Source organism: Miltoncostaea marina, from assembly GCF_018141525.1.
Classification (GTDB): Bacteria; Actinomycetota; Thermoleophilia; order Miltoncostaeales; family Miltoncostaeaceae; genus Miltoncostaea; species Miltoncostaea marina.
In genome coordinates, this window is sequence record NZ_CP064655.1 from 2,142,465 (window position 1) to 2,165,912 (window position 23,448).

The 23,448-nt window shown below is 69.9% G+C and carries 24 protein-coding genes; 12 read left to right on the forward strand and 12 right to left on the reverse strand.

All coding sequences use genetic code 11. The features are described from left to right. Window positions 1-126 precede the first annotated feature (126 nt). From ITJ85_RS10710 to ITJ85_RS10750, 9 genes are all read left to right on the forward strand, one after another. Window positions 127-690 carry a hypothetical protein gene (locus ITJ85_RS10710; RefSeq protein WP_217913095.1) on the forward strand — a complete coding sequence of 188 codons (564 nt, stop codon included), beginning with the start codon at window positions 127-129 and terminating at the stop codon, window positions 688-690. 130 nt (window positions 691-820) lie between these two features. Next, window positions 821-1,621, forward strand: coding sequence for a PD-(D/E)XK nuclease family protein (locus ITJ85_RS10715; RefSeq protein ID WP_217913096.1), 801 nt, complete (start codon window positions 821-823; stop codon window positions 1,619-1,621). 413 nt (window positions 1,622-2,034) lie between these two features. Beyond that, on the forward strand, window positions 2,035-4,005 hold the full coding sequence (locus ITJ85_RS10720) for a site-specific DNA-methyltransferase (protein WP_217913097.1): 1,971 nt from the start codon (window positions 2,035-2,037) through the stop codon (window positions 4,003-4,005). After that, window positions 4,002-6,326 (forward strand): DEAD/DEAH box helicase family protein, encoded by a 2,325-nt coding sequence (locus ITJ85_RS10725; RefSeq protein ID WP_217913098.1) that lies wholly within the window; start codon window positions 4,002-4,004, stop codon window positions 6,324-6,326. Before ITJ85_RS10720 ends, ITJ85_RS10725 begins: the two co-directional genes overlap by 4 nt. Before the next feature lie 868 nt (window positions 6,327-7,194). Then, window positions 7,195-7,473: a DUF7249 family protein gene (locus tag ITJ85_RS10730; RefSeq protein ID WP_217913099.1), complete on the forward strand. Its 279-nt coding sequence runs from the start codon at window positions 7,195-7,197 to the stop codon at window positions 7,471-7,473. Continuing rightward, window positions 7,473-8,117, forward strand: a complete 645-nt coding sequence (locus tag ITJ85_RS10735; RefSeq protein WP_246496398.1) for a recombinase family protein — start codon at window positions 7,473-7,475, stop codon at window positions 8,115-8,117. Before ITJ85_RS10730 ends, ITJ85_RS10735 begins: the two co-directional genes overlap by 1 nt. Before the next feature lie 60 nt (window positions 8,118-8,177). Next, window positions 8,178-8,951, forward strand: coding sequence for a hypothetical protein (locus ITJ85_RS10740; RefSeq protein ID WP_217913101.1), 774 nt, complete (start codon window positions 8,178-8,180; stop codon window positions 8,949-8,951). 23 nt (window positions 8,952-8,974) lie between these two features. Continuing rightward, window positions 8,975-9,178: a helix-turn-helix domain-containing protein gene (locus ITJ85_RS17645; protein WP_425517114.1), complete on the forward strand. Its 204-nt coding sequence runs from the start codon at window positions 8,975-8,977 to the stop codon at window positions 9,176-9,178. Window positions 9,179-10,042: 864 nt separating this feature from the next. Then, window positions 10,043-10,390 (forward strand): hypothetical protein, encoded by a 348-nt coding sequence (locus tag ITJ85_RS10750; protein WP_217913103.1) that lies wholly within the window; start codon window positions 10,043-10,045, stop codon window positions 10,388-10,390. Between the two features lie 60 nt (window positions 10,391-10,450). Here ITJ85_RS10750 and ITJ85_RS10755 read toward each other — a convergent pair whose 3' ends face one another. From ITJ85_RS10755 to ITJ85_RS10775, 5 genes are all read right to left on the reverse strand, one after another. Beyond that, complete coding sequence (locus ITJ85_RS10755; RefSeq protein ID WP_217913104.1) at window positions 10,451-10,594, reverse strand: hypothetical protein; 144 nt, start codon at window positions 10,592-10,594, stop codon at window positions 10,451-10,453. Further along, entirely contained in the window at window positions 10,594-10,866 is a 273-nt protein-coding gene (locus ITJ85_RS10760) for a hypothetical protein (protein ID WP_217913105.1), read from the reverse strand. The genes ITJ85_RS10755 and ITJ85_RS10760 overlap by 1 nt, the downstream gene beginning before the upstream one ends. Window positions 10,867-10,970: 104 nt before the next feature. Beyond that, on the reverse strand, window positions 10,971-12,248 hold the full coding sequence (locus ITJ85_RS10765; RefSeq protein WP_217913106.1) for an AAA family ATPase: 1,278 nt from the start codon (window positions 12,246-12,248) through the stop codon (window positions 10,971-10,973). Between the two features lie 42 nt (window positions 12,249-12,290). Then, entirely contained in the window at window positions 12,291-12,767 is a 477-nt protein-coding gene (locus tag ITJ85_RS17650; protein WP_425517039.1) for a helix-turn-helix domain-containing protein, read from the reverse strand. Then, window positions 12,691-12,996 carry a helix-turn-helix domain-containing protein gene (locus tag ITJ85_RS10775; RefSeq protein ID WP_217913108.1) on the reverse strand — a complete coding sequence of 102 codons (306 nt, stop codon included), beginning with the start codon at window positions 12,994-12,996 and terminating at the stop codon, window positions 12,691-12,693. Before ITJ85_RS10775 ends, ITJ85_RS17650 begins: the two co-directional genes overlap by 77 nt. A 357-nt stretch (window positions 12,997-13,353) precedes the next feature. On the opposite strand from ITJ85_RS10775, the gene ITJ85_RS10780 reads away from it, so the two are divergent. After that, window positions 13,354-15,204, forward strand: coding sequence for a recombinase family protein (locus tag ITJ85_RS10780; protein WP_217913109.1), 1,851 nt, complete (start codon window positions 13,354-13,356; stop codon window positions 15,202-15,204). Here the strand turns inward: ITJ85_RS10780 and ITJ85_RS10785 are convergent. From ITJ85_RS10785 to ITJ85_RS10800, 4 genes are all read right to left on the reverse strand, one after another. Next, entirely contained in the window at window positions 15,168-15,515 is a 348-nt protein-coding gene (locus ITJ85_RS10785) for a response regulator transcription factor (RefSeq protein ID WP_217913110.1), read from the reverse strand. The genes ITJ85_RS10780 and ITJ85_RS10785 overlap by 37 nt on opposite strands. Before the next feature lie 131 nt (window positions 15,516-15,646). Continuing rightward, complete coding sequence (locus tag ITJ85_RS10790) at window positions 15,647-16,051, reverse strand: DUF192 domain-containing protein (protein ID WP_217913111.1); 405 nt, start codon at window positions 16,049-16,051, stop codon at window positions 15,647-15,649. A 73-nt stretch (window positions 16,052-16,124) separates the two neighbouring features. Next, window positions 16,125-18,803, reverse strand: coding sequence for a formate dehydrogenase subunit alpha (gene fdhF / locus ITJ85_RS10795; RefSeq protein ID WP_217913112.1), 2,679 nt, complete (start codon window positions 18,801-18,803; stop codon window positions 16,125-16,127). Continuing rightward, window positions 18,800-20,464: an NADH-ubiquinone oxidoreductase-F iron-sulfur binding region domain-containing protein gene (locus ITJ85_RS10800; RefSeq protein ID WP_217913113.1), complete on the reverse strand. Its 1,665-nt coding sequence runs from the start codon at window positions 20,462-20,464 to the stop codon at window positions 18,800-18,802. The genes fdhF and ITJ85_RS10800 overlap by 4 nt, the downstream gene beginning before the upstream one ends. 120 nt (window positions 20,465-20,584) lie before the next feature. On the opposite strand from ITJ85_RS10800, the gene ITJ85_RS10805 reads away from it, so the two are divergent. After that, window positions 20,585-21,052, forward strand: coding sequence for a hypothetical protein (locus ITJ85_RS10805; RefSeq protein ID WP_217913114.1), 468 nt, complete (start codon window positions 20,585-20,587; stop codon window positions 21,050-21,052). Then, on the forward strand, window positions 21,049-21,417 hold the full coding sequence (locus ITJ85_RS10810; protein ID WP_217913115.1) for a hypothetical protein: 369 nt from the start codon (window positions 21,049-21,051) through the stop codon (window positions 21,415-21,417). The genes ITJ85_RS10805 and ITJ85_RS10810 overlap by 4 nt, the downstream gene beginning before the upstream one ends. 38 nt (window positions 21,418-21,455) lie before the next feature. Here ITJ85_RS10810 and ITJ85_RS10815 read toward each other — a convergent pair whose 3' ends face one another. The 3 genes from ITJ85_RS10815 to ITJ85_RS10825 are packed head-to-tail and all read right to left on the reverse strand — an operon-like array spanning window position 21,456 to window position 23,435. Next, window positions 21,456-21,764, reverse strand: a complete 309-nt coding sequence (locus ITJ85_RS10815; protein WP_217913116.1) for a hypothetical protein — start codon at window positions 21,762-21,764, stop codon at window positions 21,456-21,458. A 19-nt stretch (window positions 21,765-21,783) separates the two neighbouring features. Further along, complete coding sequence (gene glpX, locus ITJ85_RS10820) at window positions 21,784-22,770, reverse strand: class II fructose-bisphosphatase (protein WP_217913117.1); 987 nt, start codon at window positions 22,768-22,770, stop codon at window positions 21,784-21,786. Window positions 22,771-22,775: 5 nt separating this feature from the next. Continuing rightward, complete coding sequence (locus tag ITJ85_RS10825; RefSeq protein WP_217913118.1) at window positions 22,776-23,435, reverse strand: transaldolase family protein; 660 nt, start codon at window positions 23,433-23,435, stop codon at window positions 22,776-22,778. Between the last annotated feature and the right edge of the window lie 13 nt (window positions 23,436-23,448).

Here is a 23,448-nt window from a genome sequence, read left to right on the forward strand (position 1 = left end):
CGATGGGCACCACGCACTAGGCAGGCGATCCGGCCGACTTTGCGCATGGTTTTCCGCTATTTACGGCTATTTGTGCGCATGCTGCCCTTGCGTACGCGCATACGTATGCGCATACTTCATGCGCCCGTGAGCACCACTGCCCCCTTCGGAGCGATGCCCAACTTCAACGTCTACTTGCCGGAAGCTTTGTCTGACCGGGTCCGCGACGCCCGCGAGAGCGGCGAGGAACTGAACCTCTCTCGCCTCCTCCAGGAGGCCGTCACCAAGGAGCTGCGGCGTCTTGAGATGCGATCAAGGGATGTGCCGGCCGTTGAGGATCGGATCGACCTCGAACGGCTCGCAGCACGGATCAAGGCGCAGCGCGAGGCGGTCTACCGAGTGGGCTGGGAGGTGGCCTTGGACTGGGTCGCGGACGCCCCTTACGAACACCTCCGCTACCTCGGGTCGGGTCCGGATTGGGAATCCGACTTCGGCGAGACCTACGACGATCGCCACAACCACGCCGCGGTGTCCGAGGGGCGTGAGGAAGCCGAGCGACGTGCCAAGGAGCGAGATCTGCCGTGGGATCCCGGAAAGGCAACTGAGGGCTTCGTTGCGGCCGTCGAGGAGACTTGGCGACTGATCGAGCCGCCAGAGCCCGAGCCTTCCGGCTGGGCCAAGCCAGCGGAGGACGACGAGATCCCGTTCTAGCCAGAACAAAGAGGGCCGGACCCCGCGCCAACGAGGTCCGGCCCTGAAACTAAGACCCGTAGGGCCTCAGCGTCGTTCAACCTGAGCGTAGCCCACGAGCGGGTCTCACGACCAGCCCGGAGGGCTACGCATGATCACGCACGGAACACGAACCACCCACGTCCACTTCTCGAAGTCGGCGTACGCCCGGTTCCGCGACTGCCCCCAGCGCTACGCCTACGAGAAGGTCGAGCGCCGCGAGCCCGACGTCGAGGACGATCCCAGCCCGGCAGCACTGATCGGCAGCGCCGGCCATGAGGCGATCGCCGCGATCTTGCGGGCCGATTGCGACCCGGCGACCGACGAGCGGGCGGCGGACATCGGGCGCGCCGTTCTCAGCGAATATGCGCTTGCGCCGCGCCGCATCGAGGCTTTGGTCGAGCCGATCGTCCTCGCCGCGCAGTTGGCCTTCGCCCGCCGCGGCCGGATCGAGTACGTCGAGTCCCTCGTGAAGATGCTGCGCGTGCCCGATGCCACGGTGTGGGGCAAGTTCGACGCCGTCGTGGTCGGCGGCACCGCAGCGCCCATCGAGGTGATCGACTGGACGTTCGGTCGCGCCCGCGCCAGCCGGTCCACTGACCTCCTCGGCGACATGGGCACGATGATCTACCGACTCATCGCCGGGGACCTTTTCCCGAACGCAGCGGTGAGGCCCATCGTCGTGACCCAGGTCGCCATCGCTGAGACTTTGGTTCCGATCTCAATCGAGATGACGAACGCCGACGTGGTGAACTCGTGGAATCAGGTCAAGGCGGCCATCGACGAGATCCGGCTCGCCATCGACACGGCCGACTTCCCGCCGCGACCGGGCAACCACTGCGCTTTCTGCCCGTACCGCGAGTCGTGCCACGCGAGCGCGCCGGGCTCGAAGCTCGACGAGGTGCCGCTGTGATGGCGCGCCTGGGGATCGCAGTACCTCTTGACCGTGCGTGCGAACTCGACGCCGCTATCCTCCGATACCGCCGAGCGTGCGAGAGCCTGAATCCCGAGTCGGTACGCGACCTCGCAACACTCGCCGACGACGTGCGGCAGGCGGCCGAGCGCTTTAGCACAGCGATACAGGCAAATCGCACCTGAGACAAATAGCCGCAGGCCGCCATGGCTCGCTCCATGACTACGAACGGGGACAGCCATGGCGGCGCGCGATTCGATGAGCCTCTCCTGTGGCCACATCCCCGGAGTCGGGCAAGCGAACAGGGTTGCACAAGCCCTCGACCGCCCGGGGGAGCGAGGTTAGGGTGACCGGGTCCCTAGTTTCCGTCCGCCGTCCGAGTCGCGGCTTAGATTGAGGTGGTGGTGTCTACGGTGTCCCAGGTCGAGCCTCTTGCGCAGCCGAAGCGACTTGAAGATCTCTCACGCGCGGAGCTTCTGGAGCTGCTTCGCGACCGCGCGGAGGGCGGCATTCGCATTGACTTTGATGGCAAGGCGAACGCGCGACGCCTCGCGCGACTCGTTCGCCCGCGCGTCATGCGCACCGTCAAGAAATACTCGGCCGGCCCCGTGGAAGAACAGGCCAAGAACCTCGTCATCGAGGGCGACAACCTCCAGGCGATGGCGACTTTGTATCGCGAGCGCGGTCAGGTCGACCTCATTCTCACCGACCCCCCATACAACACTGGAAACGACTGGCGCTACAACGACAAGTGGGAGGACGACCCGAACGACTCGGGTCTCGGAGAGTGGGTGAGCGCCGACGATGGCGCGCGCCACACCAAGTGGATGCGGTTCATGTGGCCGCGCCTACAAGTGATGCGGTCGATGCTGAAGCCGGGGGGCGTGCTGGCAATATGCATCGACCACCGCGAGCTGTTTCGCCTCGGCCAGATGCTAGACGAGTTGTTCAGGCAGGAGAATCGCCTCGCGATCATCAATTGGCAACGATCCGCGACCCGGCGGAACGACAAGGGCGGACAAGCGGGCCAAGGAGGCGTCTCGGTCGCTACGGAATACGTCCTCGTATATGCGCGCGATCGCGACAAGGCCATTACTGGAGTCGAGGATCGGCGCGACTACGGGTCGTATCGCAACCCGGACGGTGACCCGCAAGGCGACTGGTACGGCGTCGACCCGTTCGCACCTGGAGCGCCCACGCACCCCGGCATGGTGTACGCCGTGCAGAGTCCGTTCACCGGCGAGTTGCACTACCCGCCCGGCAACAAGTGTTGGGCGAATGAAAAGGTCTGGGTGAAAGCGCGACTCGAAGAGTGGGGGTCCACATACGAGGAGCGGGAGCTTGGCGACGGCAGGCGGCCGGCGTTGCTCCTCAAAGGGAGCACCGATCCTCGAACCCTACAGGACCCTCTTACGGATCCTGTTGTCCTGCAGGCCCGCAAGCGGGCGCTCAAGCAACTCGACGGTGTTCTGCCTCAGCTCTATTTCACAAAAGGCGGGGCTGGACGCCCACGGAGAAAGGCGTACCGGGAGCAGATTAAGCAGGGGCTCGTGCCCACGACCTTCTGGGCAAGCGAGGAGCACGGCGACCTGGTCGAACTTGGCAGCACCAGCTGGGCGCACGCGGAATCGGGGACATCGGAGGTTGGTGCGCGCGAGCTGGGAGCCGTTGTCGGCTCTAGTCATGGCTTCGAAACGGTCAAGCCGCTCAAGCTGTTCCGGAAGATCATCCAGCTTTGGGCACCCCCAGACGGATTGGTGCTCGACCCCTTTGCGGGCTCCGGCACCACCGGCCACGCCGTATTTGCGATGAATCATGAAGTGGAAACCACGCGCAGGTGCATCCTCATTGAGCAAGGGCGCCCGGACAAGCGAGACTCCTATGCCCGTACGTTAATGGCTGACCGCCTGCGGCGAGTAGTCAGTGGCGACTGGGAAAGCGGAAAGCGGGAGGGGCTCGGATCTGGATTCCGGTTCGTCACCCTCGACAAGAAGGTCGACGCCGACGCGCTGCTCAGCATGGAGCGTGAGGACCTAGCCGAGACCATCATCGTCTCGCATTTCGACCCGGCAACCCGCAAGCGCGACGCGCTGGTGCGTGTACCTCCTGATGCCGGCTACAAGCACCTCGTGGCCTATAACAACCAGAACGAGGGCTTCTTCCTTATCTGGAACGGCGCAAAGGGCAACACCGACTTCACCGAAGCCACCTACGAAGCGTGCGCCAAGGAAGCCAGGGCTGCTCGTCTCGGCCAGCGCTACCATGTCTATGCACGGCTCTACCGCTTCCAGACCAGTAACGTCGTTTTCTACCAGATTCCAGACCGCATTCTAATGGACTTCGGCCTCGATCTTCGCGGTGAGCCGTACCACGACGAGTCATGATCGAGCTCAAGGAGTATCAGAAGCAGGCGGCCGACCAGATCGCCGAGCGGTTTGCCCGCTACTACGACGAACCGCCCATGCGTGGCACTAGAAAGAACCCGCGGGTGGTGCCGTTCTTTCAATCGCTGCACTCGATCACGGCCTCCGGCAAGACCGTCATTCTGGCTGACGCGGTCGCGACCATCGCCACACTGCTGCCACTGGCCCCAGTTGTCCTGTGGCTCAGCAAAGGGAAGGTCGTCGTCGACCAAACCAGCGCCAATCTTGCGCCGGGCGGCAAGTATCACCACCTACTTGGAGCCGCGCGCTTCGGTTACCTGGCGCAGTACGACCAAGTAGAGGTTCGCGACGCCGAGGAACCGCTTGTCTTCTTCGCCACCGTCGGTACCTTCAACCAGAAGGACAAGGAGGAGGGCAGCCGGCTCGTCTTCAAGAGCGAGATCGACACGGCTGAGGCCAGCACGTGGGACGCGCTGAAGCTGCGGGTCGATGGCGACGGGCGTCGCCGGCCGCTCGTGATCGTCTACGACGAGGCCCACAACCTGACGGACCAGCAGATGGGTCTGCTGCTGGAACTGGAGCCCGATGGCCTGATTACCGCGAGCGCCACTATGAAGCTGCCTACCCAGCTTGGTGCGGAGATCAAGCACCTCAAGGACGAGGGTTGGACCGACGCGGATCTCGTGACGGACGTCGACGCAAAGGCCGTCGCCGACTCGGGCTTGGTGAAGAGCCAGGTCCACCTCGGCGGCTACGAGGCGCCGATGGAAGAGACGATTAACTCGCTGATCGCAGACCTGAGAGAAACTCAAATTGAAGCCTTCGCCCATGGCGTGGGCGCGCCGAAGGCCATCTACGTGTGCAAGACGAACATCGTCGAGGGCAATAGCCTCCAGATGGACGATCCGCACCAGCCGTTCTTGCAGCGGCGCTCGCCTCCGATTCTTATCTGGCGGCACCTCACCGAGCAGTGCAATGTCGAGCCCGAGAGCGTTGCCGTCTACTGCTCACTCAAGACCCACAAGGATTATCCGCTGCCGCCGGATTTCCATCTTTTCAAGGGGGGCGACAAGGACTACGACTTGTTCATCGCGAACGACTACCAGCACGTCATCTTCAATCTAAGCTTGCAGGAAGGATGGGACGACCCGCTCGTCTATTTTGGCTACGTCGACAAGAGCATGGAGTCCAACATCCAAGTCGAGCAGATCGTCGGCCGGCTCCTTCGGCAACCCGGCGGGAAGCGTTACCCCAGCGAACGCCTCAACTCGGCACACTTCTATATCCGTGTAGACAAACGCGGCGTCTTCAGCGACATCCTGGAGGAGGTCAATAAAAGGCTTTCAAAGGACGCTCCTGGCATCAAGCTCGTCGAATCTAAGCCAGGTAGGCCGAAGCCGGAGGCGATACCAGCCAAGACGGTGAAGCGGGTCTACGAAACGGCCTACATCACTGACCACGCCATCAGGCCGATCGCTGACCTGATCGACGGCATGATCGACTTCCGCAACGACGACGGCTCTAATATCCGAAGCGCGGGCGGGCGCACCCTGATCCAGCGCTTTATAGGCGATGACTCCGACGTTACGTTCGAGTGGGAGGAGTTCGAGCACACGAATTTGGTCGTAGCGCGCTGGCTGTTCCAACGAGAAGTTATGCGTCGCTTCCAAGGCGCACTCGGTGTGGCCCCGACCGATGCTCCGAAGTTCGATGCCCGGATCGGTTTTGGCAGCCCGGCCCACAAGGAGATTCAGAAGCTCGCGGCCGATGTGGTTGATGCCTACATCGACAACGTCTATCTCAAGCAGAAGTCGGTCGACGAATACGTGGTCGGCCCGGCGCTGGTACGACGGGACGAGATGGAAGCGTTCACTAACGCGTTGCATGAAGGTTACAGCGGATTGAATGAGTCGTTGGAGTTGCCATTCGCGCGGGCAATCGATAAGACCGGCCTTCCCTGGTACCGCAATCCCTCACGGAGCGGATACAACATTCCGCTCATTACGCTCGGCACGACCCGCAACTTCTATCCGGATTTCCTCGTTTGGAGTAAGGACAACGTCTTTGCGATTGACACTACGGGCAAACATCTGTTGGCTGACAAGACCGGTCGGAAGCTCCTAAGCATTGCTCCGCCGAAAGGCGAGGCGGGGCGGCTTGTAGTGCGCTTTCTTTCGGAGGGCACCTGGAACGCCAGACTGGAGCCGGAGGACCCGGCGGGCTACACCGTCTGGAGCCAGAAGCAGGATGGCAGCCTTCGGGCCACGGCCGCTGCAGACATGGACGACGCGGTCGCTCGGGCGTTGGCCGAGTTGGCTTAGAGGCCACAAGGGACCTCTCCTGTGACGGCCGGGTTTTGGGGTAGAGCGGTGGCGCTCCACACCGCCGGCCTCGTTCGGGGCTCTCCTGCGCGCGCAGAACCCGTGGACGGCTCCACGGGTTTGTATCGAAGCCTTTTCTCTTCCTCGCGCTCGGTTCGGGGGACGCTTTCGGCGGCGACGAGTGCTGCGAGAACCTGGCCCGACCCTAGGCCAGCCGGGACCACCACGCCCTCGAGTTCAGTGAGTGACGAACGTGGGTGCTTGGCCCCCGGCTACCCACGCGCAGTGACGGTCAGAGCGGCCTTCGAGCCACCTGCGTCCTGCCACACCGTCCGCTGTTGTTCGACACAGTTCCCGCCGATTACAGCGGAGCGCTCCAGGACCGCTCGCTCCGGCAGCCGTTGCCGTTGCGACTCGCGAACTCGTCTCATGTTTGGCGAGCGCCATTATTAGCGGCAGAAGTGTTGGGTCTCTCGGGGTGGATACTCCCCCCATCTCGGGGCGGAAGTCGAAGCCAGGACTTGCGGCGGCGGATTAGTGCGGGCCTTCGCCCCCGCCCCGCGGCGTTGCGAGCGCTTTTTTGGTCGGCGTTTCACTTGAGAGGCCGACACGTTTTGCGTTCGCACTGTTGTTATCTGTTGTGCCGTCCGATAAGTTGACACCTACATAGATCTGGACGTCGGGTCGGCGGCAACCGGCCCAGCGTCTCCGTCGAAGGGAGTGCTTCGATGATTGACCGCCAGCCCCGGCCGGGTCAGTACGTCGCCCGTGAGACCGTCGAGCAGCGAGACGCGCGCCGGGAGGTCATCCGCAAGCGTGCCGCCATCGTCCGAGCCCGCCGCCGCGCCGCGCGCCAGGGTGGCGCGCGATGAGCACCGCCGACGAGTACAACGGCTGGACGAACCGCGAGACGTGGGCCGTCGCCCTGCACCTCTCGAACGACGAAGGAATGTACGAAGCGGCGCGGGCGGTGCTCGGCTCTGTGGCCAGTGAGCGTGCCGCAGCGGACACGCTGGAGGACTGGACACGGTCGCTCTTCGAAGAGCGCGGAGCCGACGCGCGAACGCTGCTCCTCATGGCCCTCGACATCGGCAGCCTCTGGCGCGTCAACTGGCGTGAGGTGGCTGCGTCGCTAGTGAACGCGTGATGCGGGCCATTGGTTACGTGCGGGTGAGCACAGAACAACAAGAACGCAGCGGTCTGGGCAAGGATGCCCAGGTCGCTGCGATCCACTCGATCGCCGACCGCGAAGGGCTAAGCGTTGTCGGGATCGCGGAGGACGTCGCGTCCGGTAAGAGCACCAGCAAGCGGCCGGGTCTAGCGGATGCCCTGGACCGGATCGAGGGCGGGGAAGCCGAAGCCCTGGTGGTCTCGAAGCTCGATCGGCTCGCCCGGTCCCTTGTCGACTTCGTCGGTCTCGCCGAGCGGGCGCGCAAGCGTGGTTGGCGGCTCGTCGTCGGCGACGTCCCGGTGGATATGTCCAGCCCGGTCGGAGAAGCGCTCGCCGGAATCCTCGGCGTCTTCGCGCAGCTTGAGCGCCGGCTGATCTCGGAGCGCACCAAGGCAGCGAGAGCGGCCGCTCGCGCAGCAGGCCGGCCCGTGGGCGGACGCCCCGAGGGGGTGACGCGCATTCCGTCCGAAGTCCTCGCGCGCATCGCCACCGAACGGGCGGCCGGGGCGAGCTATCGGAAGATCGCCGAAGGGCTGACGGCTGACGGCATCCCCACCGCAAACGGTGCTGCCCGTTGGGCACCGGAGACCGTGCGACAGACTCACCGCAAGTTCACTTGAAAAGCAAGCGGGGGCGCGCCGCGGCAACGGCCGCCCCCCGGCACCGAAGGGAGTGCTTCGATGCACACAGAGACTAGCGCCGCGCGAACGAAGACCATCGCGGGCGAGACGTGGACGGAGACCGAGCCGAACGTGTGGCGCGGCCCGGACGCCGACCCCGCCGACCATCGAACCGACGCCAACGGGTACGGGTTCGATCACCTGACCCCCCGCTACCAGCCCGACGGCACGCTCGTGATGATGTTCAGCCCCTGGACCACCAAGGGCACCGTCATGCGCCCCGTCGTGGACGCGGACGGGAACACCGTCACTCTCCCGGCCGAGGCGCGCGACGCGCGCGTCGCGCTCACGCGTGAGCGCGCGGACCTGCTGCGCGCCCGCCGCGAGGCGCTACACGCGCAGAACGTCGCGCGTGAGATCGCCGATGCCGCTTGCGGGGTCGCGCGGATCAACGTCCCTAGGTTCGGCGAGTGCCTCTTCTCGCGCCCGGTCGAGACGCACCGGCGCGTCGCCATCCGGCGGGGCGCGGTGACGTTCACCCGGCGCGAGGGGATGTTCGCCATCCTCAACAGCGCCGGGCAGGACGTGCTGCGCACAGCGGCACGGGCGCACCTGAACGCGCCCCAGGTGGACGCTGCGCGCCAGCGTCTCGCGCGGCACTACGATCCGGCCCGCCGGGCCGCTGACGCGCAGCACGCGCGCGAGCGGTGGGCCGCGACGGTCGCCACGGAGACGGCTGAGCAGCGCGACGCGCGCCGGGCCGCCGCGCGCGAGCGGGCCCGGCTCTACCGCGCCCGCAAGCGGGCCGAGGCGGGCGGTAGGCTCGCCGCATGACCCGCCACGGGCCACCCCGCGCGATGACCGTCGCCGAGGCTGCGGAGCATCTCGGGCGATCGCCCGCGTTCGTTCGATCACTCATTCACAGCGGCGCTGTGCCTTATGCCGTCCATAACCGCCGCCTCTACGTCTCTCGGGCTGCCTTGGACGACTGGCTCGCGGGCGGCGCGAAGCCGCCATCGCCGACGAAGGCTCGCGCTCCGTACGTCATGCCGATGGAGTAGCCACACGGGCACCGACCCGAAGCGGCGAGGTCGGTGCCTTTGGAGCTACCTCATCTTCTGCGTCAGCAGAATCAGCAGGTACAGCGCGAGAAGAATCTCGGCGTCCATGCCGTCCTCCTTCCTAAAGCCGCTCGGAAGGATGGCCGATGAGGGCCGTGGTCGCTTCCTGACCGTCATACCCGTCCATCCGTGAGCGGGTTTTCCGAAGCCCTTGGGGTGGAAGCCCAAGGGCTTCGGTCATTCTATGACTCGCCTCGACGGCCCAGCCAGCGCGGACTCACTCTGGCTGCCGTTGGCACAGTCGCACGGAGATGCCGTAGTTCGCGTCACGCCGCATCACGGCTCACGGCTGACGAGTCACGCCGACGTCACGCGCGGTCACGATTCGGCCCGGTAGAAGCCGCGACACCAGGAGGCTCAGGCCAGCGGGCCGGCATCGCCATGTAAGCGTGGCCGGCGACCTTGGTGCCGCTGTGCTGCTGACGGAACGCGGCGCGCTGTGACCGGCTGGCACAGTGACACGGTGCGCCTCTGACCCGCTCCGCGCCGCTCCGAACCAGTGCCCGCTCCAGCGTGATCGACTCCGAACCGACCTCCGAGGTCATCGTGAGAGCGGCTCCGTTATGCGGTTCTTGCGTTCGGAGGTTCGGAACGTCCTAGAATGCGCACGGACTCCGAATAGAGAACCTCTGCTCGGAATCTGGCCGGACATTCCATAGCCCCCACAGCTTGAGGCTGTGGGGGTGGCAGCATGGAAATGTCTTCGGCCACGAGCCCGTTCCTGGGTCAGCGGCGCGCCGCTCCGGCGGATCGCGTCCGGCTCCGCAACTACGCTTGGGCCACCGCCAGCCATGAGGAGAACTCGTGCCCTTTCAGGTCGTCTGCCACCTCGGCGACAAGCGAGCCGGGCTACACGACCGCGTCGTCATGCCGGACCTCGACTCGGCGCTCCAGGCCCTCCAGGAACTTCTCGACGACTACGTGCAGCCACAGCTTCAGCGGCAAGTGATGCCGCCTGACGAGTGGGTCATGGGCTATGTCGGAATCGGACCCTCAGGCGGCCTCAAGTGGCGCAAGGCGATCTACCTGCACTTCAAAGGCGACGGCACCGCTGTGCTGCACAAAGACCGCGATGGCAAGCAGACGATCGCTCGCGGCGTGGAGGAAGATCTCCTATCGACCATTCGGCGGTGGGCCTTGACGGCTTGGTAGCGGCACAGCGAGACCCCGGCACGTTGAACCGACCGGGGTCTCGCTGCGTTCCTGCCTGCGTCAGCGCTTCTTGCTCCCGCCCTGCTTCTTGCCGGCGTCGCTGCGCTTCTTGCGCCACTGGCCGTTCTTCTTCCGCGAGCGTGGCTGCTTTCCCCCGCCCTCGTCGTGCACGTACGGCCCCTTCCCCGCGCGTCGGTCGGCCATCACTGTTCCTTTCGTCTCAGTGACCATCTGCGCCAGGGCAACGAGCCGAAGGGGCGGGACGCGAGGAAGCGCACGAGGTCGCGCCTCCCCACGTACTCGGGCCGACCTCGACCATCCTCGCTGACCAGAACGACAGGGTCATCGTTGAAGTATGGGCTGAACTCGGCCGCGATCTCGACCGCGCGGGCCTTGGTCGCGACGGCCGATCGCTTTACCTGGACGACCGCGACGCGGACGCCCTGCTCGCGGATGTAGGCGGCTGTCACCGTCATTGGTCTCCTTTCAAGGAATGAGCACCCGAACGGGCGTTCCCCGCGACTCTAAGGAGACCGGCGGACTGCCTACAAGCGTTGGCTAGCCCCTCGCTCCCGGCCGGCTACGTACCAGCCGCTCGCAGCGAGATCCGCCACGCCGAACGCGCGCCGGCACCGTCTCGCGAAAGCTCGTATCGGTCGGGCTCGTCTTCGGCCCACTTCTTAATCGTCTTGTCGCTCGCGAGACCTGTGGCAGCCAGGTCTTTCACGAGCGCAGAGCCGCCCGCTGCGCGAAGGGCGTCAGCGAGCGCCGGCCGTTTGCCGTTTGCGGCGTCGCCGGTGATGCCGTGGCCGTCAGTGCCGAAGCACAGCGACGCAGGGTCACGAATGACAGTGAACGGCCGAAGCTCCGGGCAGTTTCGCGCCTTCGTCTGGTGCAACGTAAGCCGATCAACGCCGCCGCCCGATCCAGCCTGCTCCACCAGGAAGGCGCTGGCGACGTTCTCCTGGAATGAGCCTCCGCGCGCCGCTTCACGGCGATTGCGCCCAGCGCCCTTCTTCGTGTGGTGGGTGAGGATCGCTGCACAGCCCGTCTCGTCGAGCAGCCGCCGAAGCGCGCACCACACCGCTTCCATTTCGCTGCTGTCGTTCTCGTTGGCGGTGTGCAACGTCCTGAACGTGTCGAGCAGCAGCACCTCGACGCCGTGTTCTTCGATATGGGCTTTGAGCAGCGCAGCATGACCCGGCACGTCGATGCGTAGCGGCACGGTGCCACCGTTGCCGAGAACCATGTACCGCTCGGCTCCGCCTGGCTGCGCCTCAGGATGGGACTCGAACGCCGGCCGCATCGCCGCGAGACGATCGCGATGCGCCTCCTGCCTTCCCTCCCCGGTCAAGTACAGGCAGCGGTGCGGCTTCGATGGCACGAGCCCGGAACCGAGAAACGGCACCCCGTACGCGATCGCCAAACCCGCCTGCATAAGCAGGAACGTCTTGCCGACGCCCGGAGGGCCGTAGATGCCAAGGGTCTCGCCGCGCAGGAGTTGCCCGCCGACAAGCACCTCCCCGGCTCCCTCAGGAGCCGGCATCCGCAACAACTCTTCTGAGGAGGCAACTCGCACGGCCGGCACAGGATTCTCGTACGCGGTCAGCACGTGCCTCACTGTCTCCTTGGAGACCAGATCGCTGACGATCGTAGCCGTTTCCGAGATCACCGCAGGCGCGCCCAATGGCGCTTCTAGTGCCTCTGCGATACGCCGAGCGACCGGAATGACGGTCTCCTGTGCCGCGAGGCGCAGGGTCTCTACGCGAGCATCGACAGAGTCCGCGCAGCAAGTCGAAGCGGACGGCGCGCCGACGGTTACGGTGCCCTTCATGGTCGTCGTCTCAGACAGGAGCACGCCGCGCTCCCGCCGATGAGCGCGGCCCACTGAGTTCACGCCCTATTCGATCGATGGGAGCGTGCTTGGCTGTCCACCGCTCCCATCGGCCCGGGAGTCGAATGCCCGCTTCGGCGGCCACTGATCGTGCTCGTCGTCGTATAGACAGTCATCCATTGGCACAGGATCACCCCATCCCGCGCCGATGTCGCCAGCCAAGGCCTGCACCACCCGGCTCAGGTAAGCAGGCGAAGGTCTCCCCCCTTTGCCGGCCTCGACAGCTTTCACAAACTCAGGAGAGACACCGACCGTCGCACTCAACTCCTCAACCGTCATGTCAGCGTTCTCTCGAAGCCCCCGCAGTGTTTCTCCAACCAGACGACGATCGGGCTTGCGAGACGTGTGATGGAGCGCAGCCTCTAGGAACTCAGGCGGAACTGGCAGTTGCTTCTCCGAGGCAGTGCTAGTCATTTCCGATCTCGGTGCCATTCGCGGCATCGGCGAGCGCCTGCTCATACCCAGCATGGAAGCCATCACCATAGGCGCGGTCGACAGGACTCTGGAACGGCTCGTCGCCGCTCAGCTCCTCCACCGGGACATCCAATTCGTCGGCAATCCGGGCGAGGAGCGATCCCGAAATGGTCCGGGTCCCTGACTCAAAGCCAGTGATGTGCCCCGTACTAACGCCGACCTTCGCCGCCAGCTCCGTTGGCGTGATCTCCAGCATCCGCCGGACGCGGCGCACGCGCGCCCCTGGATGGTCCTTCACGGCCTCTTGCATTCCTTCTCCCTGGGGCTGTCCCCTTTCTCAAGAGCACGACGGTATGCCATGCCATTGGCCACAGTATATCATATATTTGGAGCACAATAGCGCGTCGCCACAGCTATTTCTGCAACCCCGCACGGGCTACTCCGTCCCTACTCTCCTACTACTCCCCTACGGGGAGTAGTGGAGGTAGGAGATAGCGGGATACGGGATAGCCCGGCGATCTGCGGAATCTTTCCGCGCAACCGACCTCAACAGCGCGCCAGGGCGCGACAATGCCCCTATGACCACAATCGACGCCCGCCCTTCATTCCTGCGCGCATCTGGACTGCCGTCGCGGAGCGACATTAGGCTTCTTCCATGAACCGCTGCGCGATCTACCTGCGAGTGAGCACGCCTGGACAGGCGGAACGGTCCCTGCCGGACCAGGAAAACGCATGCCGAGCGCTCGCGGCGGAGCACGGCTTGGAGATCGTCCACGTCTTCCGAGACGACGGGATTTCCGCATGGAAGGCCGAGGCGCACCGGCCGGCGTTCGAGAAGATGCGCGAGGCGGCCGAGGCCGGCGACTTCGACGCTCTGATCGTCTGGGACACAGACCGGCTTACCCGAGGTTCAGGCCGGAACAGTTTGCTCGCCGTCCGTTGGCAGCTCCAGGACGTTGGAGTGCGGCTGCTGAGCGTGAACCAGCCCGTTATCGACGATACGGACTTGGCGGAGCTGGTGGACGTTATCGACGGGCAGCGGGCGCAACGAGAGTCGCGGGCGAAGTCTGACCGCGCCAGGCGGGGGGCCAAGCGCCGCGCCCGGGAAGGGAAGTTCTCCGGTCACGCGCCGTTTGGGTACCGCTGGGCGAACGGAGGACTGGAGCCCGATCCCGATTCTGCGCCCCTCGTTCGACAGATTTTCGCCGACTGGCTCGACGGCGTGCCGCAGGCGGAGGTCGCACGCCGCCTCCAAGCGACCGGCATTCCAACCGCGCGAGGCGGACGGTGGCACCAAGGCACAGTGGCACAGATTCTCAAGAACCCCGTGTACGTCGGCCGCTTTCGCTACGACGGCGAGGTTCACGAGGGCGACCATCCCGCCCTCGTCACCGATGAGGACTTTCGCCGCGCCCAGGCGTTGATGGCTCCGAAGAAGGCGCGCGGTCGAGCTCATGGGCGCGTGGCAGCGCACCACCTTCTGTCGCGCATGCTCGTCTGCGGCCAGTGCGGCGAGGTCATGCTTGCGCGGGCCGGCGTACGGAACAAGGGCGGCTCGTACTACAGGACATACATCTGTCCCACGAGCAGCGGCAAGGTGGCCGGCTCGTGCTCGATGCCGCCAATCCGGCAGGCCGACATCGACACAGCGGTGCTTGATCATTTCACGAAGCACGTGATCGACACCGAAGCTACGAAGGAGGCGTTCCGGGCGCGCCGAGACGCGACGGTGGCAAGGCTTGCGGGCGAACGCGATTCAGCAGCACGCCGATACGCGGACGCGAAGAAGCAGTTCGAGCGAGCCCGCGACCTCGCGGTCTCCGGGACACTCGATCCGTCTGACCTCGACCACTACCGGCAGCAGCGCAACGAGGCAGAGGCCGCCTCGAATGCCGCCCTCGACCGCTACAACGAGGCGCGGGCAGCGGAGCTGCCGGAGGACCTCGAAGCGAAGGTCGCCGAGAAGCTAACGGCCCTCGCTGAGACCGTGGCCGGTCGAGTCGATGGCGGGGGTGACGCTGTGGCGCGGCAGCGCGCCCAACTCCAGCAGGTGTTCGAGCGGTTCGTCGTGCACGAGGGGGACGTTGATCCTGCGAAGGTAGACCTCCAGCCGGTGTGGCCGCCCCTGTCGCCCGGCGGTGCGATCGTAGGACCGGCCGACGCCGAGGCGCTGCTCGACACGACGCCCGACCTCGACGAGAAGCGTTTGCACGATCGGATGGACGATCCTGAGTCGGCTGTCGCGGTCGGCGACGCCGACGAGGCCATCGCGTTCACCGTGCTCCCGGAGCTACGGGCTGACGTCATCGAGGGCTGGGGTCTCGCCTGCCAGCCCGTAGTTGAGCGCATGCCGCTGTCGCTCAGTGCCGCCGGGGACGTCGCCGACATCGCGGGGAGCGCAGGCACGAAAGAATCGCCCACGCCCACAGCGGACACCCTCGTCTCGGCCGAAGGTTCACCGGGGTCCGCTCACGGACGGAACAACGTAGAAGGCTTGGCGACGTAGTCGTCGGCCCCCCGCTCGATGCCGCGGACGGCGGCGTGCGGGCCGGCGTCGCCGGAGATCAGCAGGATGGGCATCCCCGGGTCCCAGGGGTCGTGGGCGCCGCCGTCGCGGATGCGGCTGACGAGGTCGAGGCCGCTGAGGCCGGGGAGCCCGACGTCCACGACCGCGACGTCCGGGCGCGAGCGGGCGAGCATCTCGATCGCCTCCTCCGCGCTCGTCGCCGAGACCGGCGCGAAGCGGTCCGCGACGAGGTTCTGCGACAGGAACACCCGCGTGGGCGCGTCGTCCTCGACGACGAGGACGGAGGGCACCGCACGACCCAACCCGATCGACATGACGGACCTCCCGAGGGTGCGCCCGGGTGCCCCGTCGGCACCCGATCCGTGTGGCGACGAGTCGCGGGAGCGACCGGTTCCACCCCCCTGGCGTCACACGATCCGCGCTACGAGCGGGAACTTCCGCACGCCGGGGCGGCGACCGGGCGGCGCAGCACGTCCCCCGGGCGGACCGCGCCCGCGAGCACGCCGGCCCGGCACTCCACGACGGCCCGCGCGCCCCGGGCCCGGCGCGCGGCGCCCCGGGGCAGCGGGTCGACCACCTCGAGCACCCGCCCCCCGCGGTCGACGAAGGCGCAGCCCACCGGCGGGCGCAGGCCGAGCGCGTGGACGGCGGCGCACGGCTCGAGCCAGAGCGCCTCGTCGGCCCGCAGGTCCGGCGTGCCGAGCAGGCCGACCAGGCGCGCGAGCGGCGTCGCGGCCCGGTGGCAGCGCGCCGCGACGACCCGGCCGGCGCCGTCCACCAGCGGCGCGGGCGGGCGCGTCAGGCGGTCGATGCGGAGCGCCCCCACGGCGCCATGGTCGCCCGCCGTCGGGCGCGCGGCCAGGGGCCGGCGCGATGACGGCACACCCGGCACGCGATCGTCACGGCCGCCGCGCCCCGTCGTCCCGGGGCGGGGCGATGCGCACCGCCGTGAGCTTGTACTGGGGGCACTCGCTGACCGGGTCGACCGCCGGGCCGACGACCCGGTTGGCGCGCGTGCGCGGGTGGTGGAACGACAGGAACAGCACGCCGGGCGGGACCCGGTCGGAGCGGCGCACGGCCACGTCGGCGTGGCCCCACCGGCTCTCCAGGCGAACCGTCGCGCCGTCGGCGAGCCCCTCGGCGTCCGCGTCGCGCGGGCTGACCTCGAGCAGGTCGCGCGGGGCGAGCGCGAGGTCGGGCGTCCGCCGCGTCATCGTGCCCACGTTGAGGTGCTCGAGCACCCGGCCAGTGACGAGCCGGTACGGGAAGCCGGGCACGTCGTGCTCGGGGCTCGGCGCGAAGTCGAGCGCCGCGAGGGGCGCGGGGCGCGCGAAGCCGTCGAGGTGCAGGCGCGGCGTGCCGGGGTGGCCGGGCGCCGGGCAGGGCCACTGGAGGCCGTCCGGCTCCAGCCGGTCGAGCCGCAGCCCGCCGAAGAGGGCCGGCGCGGCGGCGGCGACCTCGGCGAGCACCTCGCCGGGGCCCTCCTCGGGCCAGGCGGCGCCCATCGCCCGCGCGACGTCGCGCACGGCGCGCCAGTCGGGTCGCGCCTCGCCGGGCGGCGGCAATGCGGCCCGCACCCGCTGCACCCGGCGGTCCGCGTTCGTGAAGCTGCCGTCCTGCTCGAGCCAGCCCGCGGCGGGCAGGACGAGGTGGGCGTACGCGGCGGTCTCGGTCGGCAGGATGTCCTGGACCACCAGCAGGTCCAGCCGGGCGAGCGCCCGGGCGACGGTCCGCCCGTCGGCCTGGCTCTGGGCGAGGTCCTCGCCCTGCGCCCAGAGCCCGCGCAGCTCGCCGCGGTCGGCGGCGCCGATCATGCCGGTGAGCGTCAGCCCGGGCGCGACGGGCGGCGGCGCCCCCCACAGCGCCGCCAGCCGCCCCCGCACGCCCGCGTCGGCGACCGGCTGGTAGCCGGGGGCCAGGTCGGGCCAGCAGCCCATGTCGACGGCGCCCTGGACGTTGTTCTGCCCGCGCAAAGGGAGCATGCCCGCCCCCGGGCGGCCGATGCTGCCGGTCAGCAGGCCGAGGTTGATGAGCGCCCGCACCGAGTCCACGCCCTGCACGAGCTCGGACAGGCCGAGGCCGTGCACGAACAGGACGGGGCCGCCCGCGAGGACGTCGGCGGCGGCGTCGACCGCGGCCGGCGTCACGCCCGCCCGCCGCGCCTCGTCGGCGGGGTCGCGGTCCAGCAGGTGGGCCGCCAGCGCCTCGAGGCCCGACGCGCGCTCGGCCAGGTAGGCGTGGTCGACCGCGCCCCGCGCCAGGAGCGTGGCCGCGAGCGCGTTGAGCAGCGGCACGTTGCCCCCCGGCGCCACGGGGAGGTGCACCGCCGCGTGGCGCGCCAGCTCGATGCGCCGCGGGTCGATGACCACCAGCGGCGTGCCGGCGCGGGCCGCCTGGAGGATGCGCGCGCCGACCACCGGGTGCGCCTCCGTCGTGTTGCTGCCCGCCACCACGATCGCCCGCGCCAGCTCGATGTCGTCGAAGCAGGCGCTCGCCGCGCCCGTGCCGGTGGCCGCCTTCAGCGCGATGGCGGTCGACGAGTGGCAGACGCGGGCGCAGGAGTCGACGTTGTTGGTCCCCACGACCGCGCGCGCCAGCTTCTGGAGCAGGTAGCAGCCCTCGTTGGTGGTCCTGGCCGAGGCGACGAAGCCGAGCGCGTCGGGGCCGTGCGCGTCGCGCAGGGCGCCGATGCGGTCCGCCAGCCAGCCGACCGCCTCATCCCAGGGGACGGGCCGCAGCCGGCCCGCCGCGTCCCGCAGCAGCGGGCCGGTGAGCCGGTCGGGCGCGGCCTGCCAGCCGTGCGCGTAGCGGCCCTTCACGCAGAGATGGCCCCGGTTGACGGCGGCGCCGGCCACCGGGTCGACCCGCGCCACCCGCCCGTCGGCGACGCCCACCGCGACCCGGCAGCCGACGCCGCAGTAGCCGCAGGTGGTGGCGGTGGCGCGCGGCGGCGGCTGCGCGCCCCGGCGGTCGCGGTCGTCGAGCGCGCCGGTGGGGCAGGCGTCGACGCAGGCCACGCAGGCGCTCTCGGCCAGCGTCTCCGCCGCCCCGGCCACCAGCCGCGCGAGCGCGCCGCGGCCCTCGATGCCGTAGACGAACCTGCCCTGCACCTCCTCGCAGGCGCGCAGGCAGCGGCGGCACGTCACGCAGATGTCGGCGCGGAAGCGCAGGTAGGGGTGGGCGTCGTCCACCGCCCCGGGCGGCGGACCGGCCGCCGGCCCGTCGCCGAGGGGCACCCCCAGCCGGCGCGCGAGGCGCGCCAGCTCGCCGGCGCCGGCGAGCGCCCCGCGGGGGTGGGCGGCGACCTCCAGCGCCAGCACGTCGCGGCGCAGGGCGCGCAGCCCGGCGCCGTCGGTGGTCACCTCCGCGCCGTCGTGCAGGACGGTGTGGCAGGCCGCCAGCGGGCGCGGCGCGCCGGCCACCTCGACCAGGCAGAGCCGGCAGCCGCCCTGGGGGGACAGCCCGTCGCGGTGGCAGAGGGCGGGGATGTCGATGCCGGCGCGTCGCGCCGCCGCGAGGATCGTCTCCCCCGGCGCGAGCGCCACCGCCCGTCCGTCGATGCGGGCCCGGCCGGTCACCGGACCGCGGGCGCACCCGCGAGGCGCTCGCCGAAGAGGTCGATGAGACCGCGCACCGCCCCGGGGATGCCCTGCCCGAAGCCGCAGAGGCTCGCCCGGGCGATCACGTCGAGCAGCCGCTCGAGCTCCGCGCGGCCGGCCGCGAGGTCGCCCTCGGCCAGCTCGAGGGCGCGCCGCGAGCCGAGGCGGCAGGGGGTGCACCGGCCGCAGGACTCGGCCGCCATGAACCGCAGCCAGCCGAGCAGCAGGTCGCGGGGATCGGCGTCGCCGGGCACCGCGACCAGGCCGCCGTGGCCGAGCACGAGGCCGCGGCGGGCCATCGCGGCGAAGCAGACCGGCACGTCCCAGTCGGCGGGGGCGACGACGCTGCCCATGGGGCCGCCGACCAGCACCGCGGCGAGCGGCGCGGCGCCCGCCGGCCCGCCGCCCTCGTCCTCGATCACCGCGCGCAGCGGGGTGCCCGTCTCGACCTCCACCACCCCGGGCCGCGCGAAGCCGTGGTTGAGGCAGAGCGCGGCGGTGCCGGGCGTCTCGGGCGTCCCCATCGCCGCGTAGCGGTCCGGCCCGTGGGCCGCGATCCATGCCGCGCTGACCAGGGTGGCGACGTTGTCGATCACCGTGGGGCGCCCGCGCAGGCCGGCGTCGACCGGATAGGGCGGCCGCAGGCGCACCTCGCACCGGCACCCCTCGAGGCTCTCCAGGAGGGCCGTCTCCTCGCCGCAGACGTAGCTGCCGAAGCCCGGCGCGACCCGGACGTCGAAGGCGACGCCCGAGCCGAGCACCGAGCGCCCGAGGATGCCCGCCGACCGCGCCTCGGCCGCCGCCGCGCGCAGCGCCTCGGCGGCCGCCGGGTACTCGGACCGCACGAACGCGACGCCCTCCTCGGCGCCGACGGCGAGGCCGCAGAGGGCCATGCCCTCGATCACCCCGTGCGGGTCCTCCTCCATCAGCAGCCGGTCCACGAACGAGCCGGGGTCGCCCTCGTCGCCGTTGGCGACCACCACGCGCGGCCCGCGCCGGGCCGCCGCGGCCCGGCGCCACTTGGCGGCGGTCGGGAAGGCGGCCCCGCCCCGGCCGCGCAGGCCCGCCCGCTCCAGCGCCGCCGTCACCGCCGACGGCGGGCCCCGCAGGGCCCGCGCCAGGCCGGCGTAGGCGCCCGCCTCGCGGGCCGCGGCCAGGTCGGCCGGGCCGCCGCGGCCCAGGCGGGCGGTGACGACCGGCCGGCAGCGCGCCCGCACGGCCACCGGCGGCCGCGCGCCGGGCGCGGCGGCGCGCACGGCGGCGGCGTCCGCGTCGCGGCCCGGGAAGACCACCGCCCCGTCGCGGCGCAGCACCGCCGGCGAGCGGTCGCAGTGGCCGAGGCAGTGCGCCGTGCGGGTCGGCGCGTCCGCGGCGACCCGCGCCGCCAGGCGCTCGCCGCCGGCCAGGGCGCAGGAGGTGCCGACGCAGACGCGCAGCTCGGCGGGCCCCTCGGCGAGGTCGGCGTACGAGGAGACGGCGCCCCGCACGGCGGCCACCGGCAGCGCAGCGCGCTCGGCGAGGCCGGGCAGCTCCCCGGCGCCGAGCGGGCGGCCCAGCTCCTCCACCATCGCCCGCGCCAGCTCCAGCACCGTCGGCCCGGGCGCCCCCGCCGCGGACCCTCGCTCGCCGTCGCCCGCCATGGGGCCAGCCTCCCGGCCCCGCGGCGCTCCGCGCAGCGGGGCCGCACCGCGCGGGCGTGCGGATCACCCGCAAGGCCGGGCGCGGAGGCCGTCCGAGGTGCGTTGCTAGGCTGGGCCGCGATGGGTCAGGGACCGCTCGCACCGTCGTACGAAAGCGGCCACGACTTCGCCGTCGAGGTGGACGGCGTGCGCTTCCGGTTCAACGCCGACGACTTCGCCTCGCGGGTCGGCGCGGCGGCGGTCCGGCTGGGGGTGCTGACCCGCGCCCGCCTCGGGCCCCGCGAGCTGCGCGACCTGGTCGCGTTCACGGCCGACGGGGCGGTCGCCGAGCCCGAGAGCGGCCTGGCGGACCACCTCGAGGCGCTCGCCGTGGAGCTCGCCGCGGCCGGCCAGGACCCGGTCCAGTGGCTGCGGCGGCTGGTGTTCCGCGGCGCCTGGATCGACGCGCAGGTGTCGGACGGCACGCTCGCGCCGGTGTTCGAGGAGGGGGTCGGCTTCCGCTACCGCAGCGCCGCGACGGGCGAGCCCGCCGCCGAGGAGCCGGCCGTCCCGGACTGGTCGGCGAACGCGTACGGAGGGGAGCCGTGAGCGCGCAGAGCCCGCAGGAGGTGCTGGAGGCGGTCCGCCGGCTGGAGGCCGACCTGGCGACCATCCGCGCCCGGGCGCGGGAGCGCGAGCGCGACATGGACGACCTGCGGCGGGCCATCGCGCAGGACGCCGCCCGCGAGCGCCAGGCGCTCGTCGAGGACATGGAGCGGCTGGTGGAGCTGGTCGGCACGAGCTGGCGCGCCACCAACGAGCAGATCACCGCCCTCGCCGGCGAGGTGCGCGGCCTGCGCGAGTTCGCCGAGCGCACCGCCCGCGGGCTGAGCGGCGCGCGCGTGGAGCTGCACCTGGCGCCCGCCCCCGTCGTGGTGAACGGGACGAACGGCACCGCAGAGCCCGCGGCCTGAGCCCGCGGGGCGCCCGGGCGGGCGCCCCGCTCAGGGGATCAGTCGGGCGGGTGCAGCGCGCCCTGGAGCGCGGTCATCGAGCGGGCGAAGAGCAGGCCCATGGCGTCGGCGGCCTCGTCGGGGCCGGGCTGCGGCTGCAGCGAGCCCAGCGCGGCGGAGGTCAGGACGACGGCCTGCTGGATGACCTGCCAGCGGTCGACCGCGGCCACCTGGCCGCCGGACTCGGCCTGCATCTCCTCGAACGCCTCGCGCTGGGCGCGCATGAGCTCCTTGAGGCGCTCCTTGAACTCCTCGCCCGCCCCCTCGCCGAAGGCGAAGGGGAACGGGAAGTCGGTGTCGTCGCTCACGTGGTCCTCCCTGGGAGGGTCAGAGCCGGATCTCGCGGATGATCGTCGGGCTCAGCAGGTGCACGGTATCGATGAACCGGACCGTGTTGCCCACGAGGTCCATGACGATCGAGTGGGTGCGCGCGCCGTCGGCGAAGTAGCGCACGCCCTTCAGCAGGTGGCCGTCGGTGACGCCGGTGGCGATCACGTAGAGCGGGCTCGGGGCCAGGTCGCGGGTGCCGTAGACGCGCGCCTCGTCGTCCATGCCGAACTCGGCCATCTTGGCGCGGTCCTCGTCGTGGCGCGGGGCCATCCTCGCCTGGATCTCGGCGCCGAGGCACTCGAGCGCGGCGGCCGTGATGACGCCCTCGGTGGAGCCGCCCATGCCGACGTAGAGGTGGTCGCCGGTGCCGCGCACCGCCACCGACAGGCTGGCGGTGATGTCGCCGTCCGGGATGAGGCGGATGCGGGCGCCCGCCTGGCGGATCTCCTCGATGAGGTCGCGGTGGCGCGGCCGGTCGAGCACGATCGCGGTGGTGTCGCGGATCTCGCGGCCGTAGCAGCGGGCGACCACGTCGAGCGTCTCGGCGATCGGCGCCTCGAGGTCGACGCGGCCCTTCGCCGTGGCGCCCACCACGAGCTTCTGCATGTAGATGTCGGGCGCCGGCATGAGGCCGCCCGGCTCGCCGATGGCGCAGATGGCGATCGCGCCGCTGTCGCCCCGGGCCACCAGGCTCGTGCCCTCGAGCGGGTCGACCGCGATCTCGCACTCCATGCCGCCGGTGCCGAGCACCTCGCCGACGTAGAGCTCGGGGGCCTCGTCCTTCTGCCCCTCGCCGATCACCACGGTGCCGGTGATCGGCATCTCGCCGAGCGTGGCGCGCATCGCGTCGACCGCCGCCTGGTCGGCGGCGTGGTTGTCGCCCCGGCCCAGCCAGCGCGCGGACGAGATGGCGGCCTGCTCGGTGACCTTCAGGAAATCGACCGCCGCCACCGACGGCCCGGCGGCCCGCTCCGTGCTCGCCACGCCGCTCAGGCCTCGGCCCCGCGGGCGCGGCGGGCCTCGAAGTCCTGGGTGAAGGTGTCGATGCCCTTCGCCGTCAGGGGGTGCTGGAGCATCTGGTAGAAGACCTTCGGCGGGATCGTGGCGATGTCGGCGCCCATGCGCGCCGCCTCGGTCACGTGCACCGGGTTGCGGATCGACGCCGCGAGCACCTCGGTGTCGTGGAGCGAGGTCTCGAGCGACTCGACGATCTCGCGCAGCCGCTCGACGCCGTTCTCGCCGATGTCGTCGTAGCGGCCCAGGAACGGCGACACGAACGCGGCGCCGGCGGACGAGGCGAGCAGCGCCTGCGGCGCGGTGAAGACGAGGGTCATGTTGACCCGCACGTCGTCCTCCGCGAGCGTGGCGGTGGCGGCCAGGCCCTCGGCGCTCATCGGCAGCTTGACCACGATGTTCGGGTGGATCGCCGCGAGGCGGCGGCCCTCCTCGACCATCTCGGCGCGCGCCTCGGCGACCACCTCGGCCGACACGGGGCCGTTCACGAGCTCGCAGACGCGCCGGTAGATGTCGTCGGGCTCGCCCTCGACCTTCGACAGCAGGGTCGGGTTCGTCGTCACCCCGTCGAGCACGCCCCACCCGGCGATCGTCTCGATGTCGTTCAGGTCCGCGGTGTCCACGAACAACTTCATGGCGCGTCTCTCC

Coding starts and splice junctions, on each gene's coding strand:
- ITJ85_RS10805 (WP_217913114.1), top strand. CDS start 20,585: ATGGGTCAGGGACCGCTCGCACCGTCGTACGAAAGCGGCCACGACTTC.
- ITJ85_RS10755 (WP_217913104.1), bottom strand. CDS start 10,594: ATGGCCGACCGACGCGCGGGGAAGGGGCCGTACGTGCACGACGAGGGC.
- ITJ85_RS10730 (WP_217913099.1), top strand. CDS start 7,195: ATGAGCACCGCCGACGAGTACAACGGCTGGACGAACCGCGAGACGTGG.
- ITJ85_RS10760 (WP_217913105.1), bottom strand. CDS start 10,866: ATGACGGTGACAGCCGCCTACATCCGCGAGCAGGGCGTCCGCGTCGCG.
- ITJ85_RS10780 (WP_217913109.1), top strand. CDS start 13,354: ATGAACCGCTGCGCGATCTACCTGCGAGTGAGCACGCCTGGACAGGCG.
- ITJ85_RS17650 (WP_425517039.1), bottom strand. CDS start 12,767: ATGGTGATGGCTTCCATGCTGGGTATGAGCAGGCGCTCGCCGATGCCG.
- ITJ85_RS10800 (WP_217913113.1), bottom strand. CDS start 20,464: ATGGCGGGCGACGGCGAGCGAGGGTCCGCGGCGGGGGCGCCCGGGCCG.
- ITJ85_RS10735 (WP_246496398.1), top strand. CDS start 7,473: ATGCGGGCCATTGGTTACGTGCGGGTGAGCACAGAACAACAAGAACGC.
- ITJ85_RS10715 (WP_217913096.1), top strand. CDS start 821: ATGATCACGCACGGAACACGAACCACCCACGTCCACTTCTCGAAGTCG.
- ITJ85_RS10725 (WP_217913098.1), top strand. CDS start 4,002: ATGATCGAGCTCAAGGAGTATCAGAAGCAGGCGGCCGACCAGATCGCC.
- ITJ85_RS10825 (WP_217913118.1), bottom strand. CDS start 23,435: ATGAAGTTGTTCGTGGACACCGCGGACCTGAACGACATCGAGACGATC.
- ITJ85_RS17645 (WP_425517114.1), top strand. CDS start 8,975: ATGACCGTCGCCGAGGCTGCGGAGCATCTCGGGCGATCGCCCGCGTTC.
- ITJ85_RS10740 (WP_217913101.1), top strand. CDS start 8,178: ATGCACACAGAGACTAGCGCCGCGCGAACGAAGACCATCGCGGGCGAG.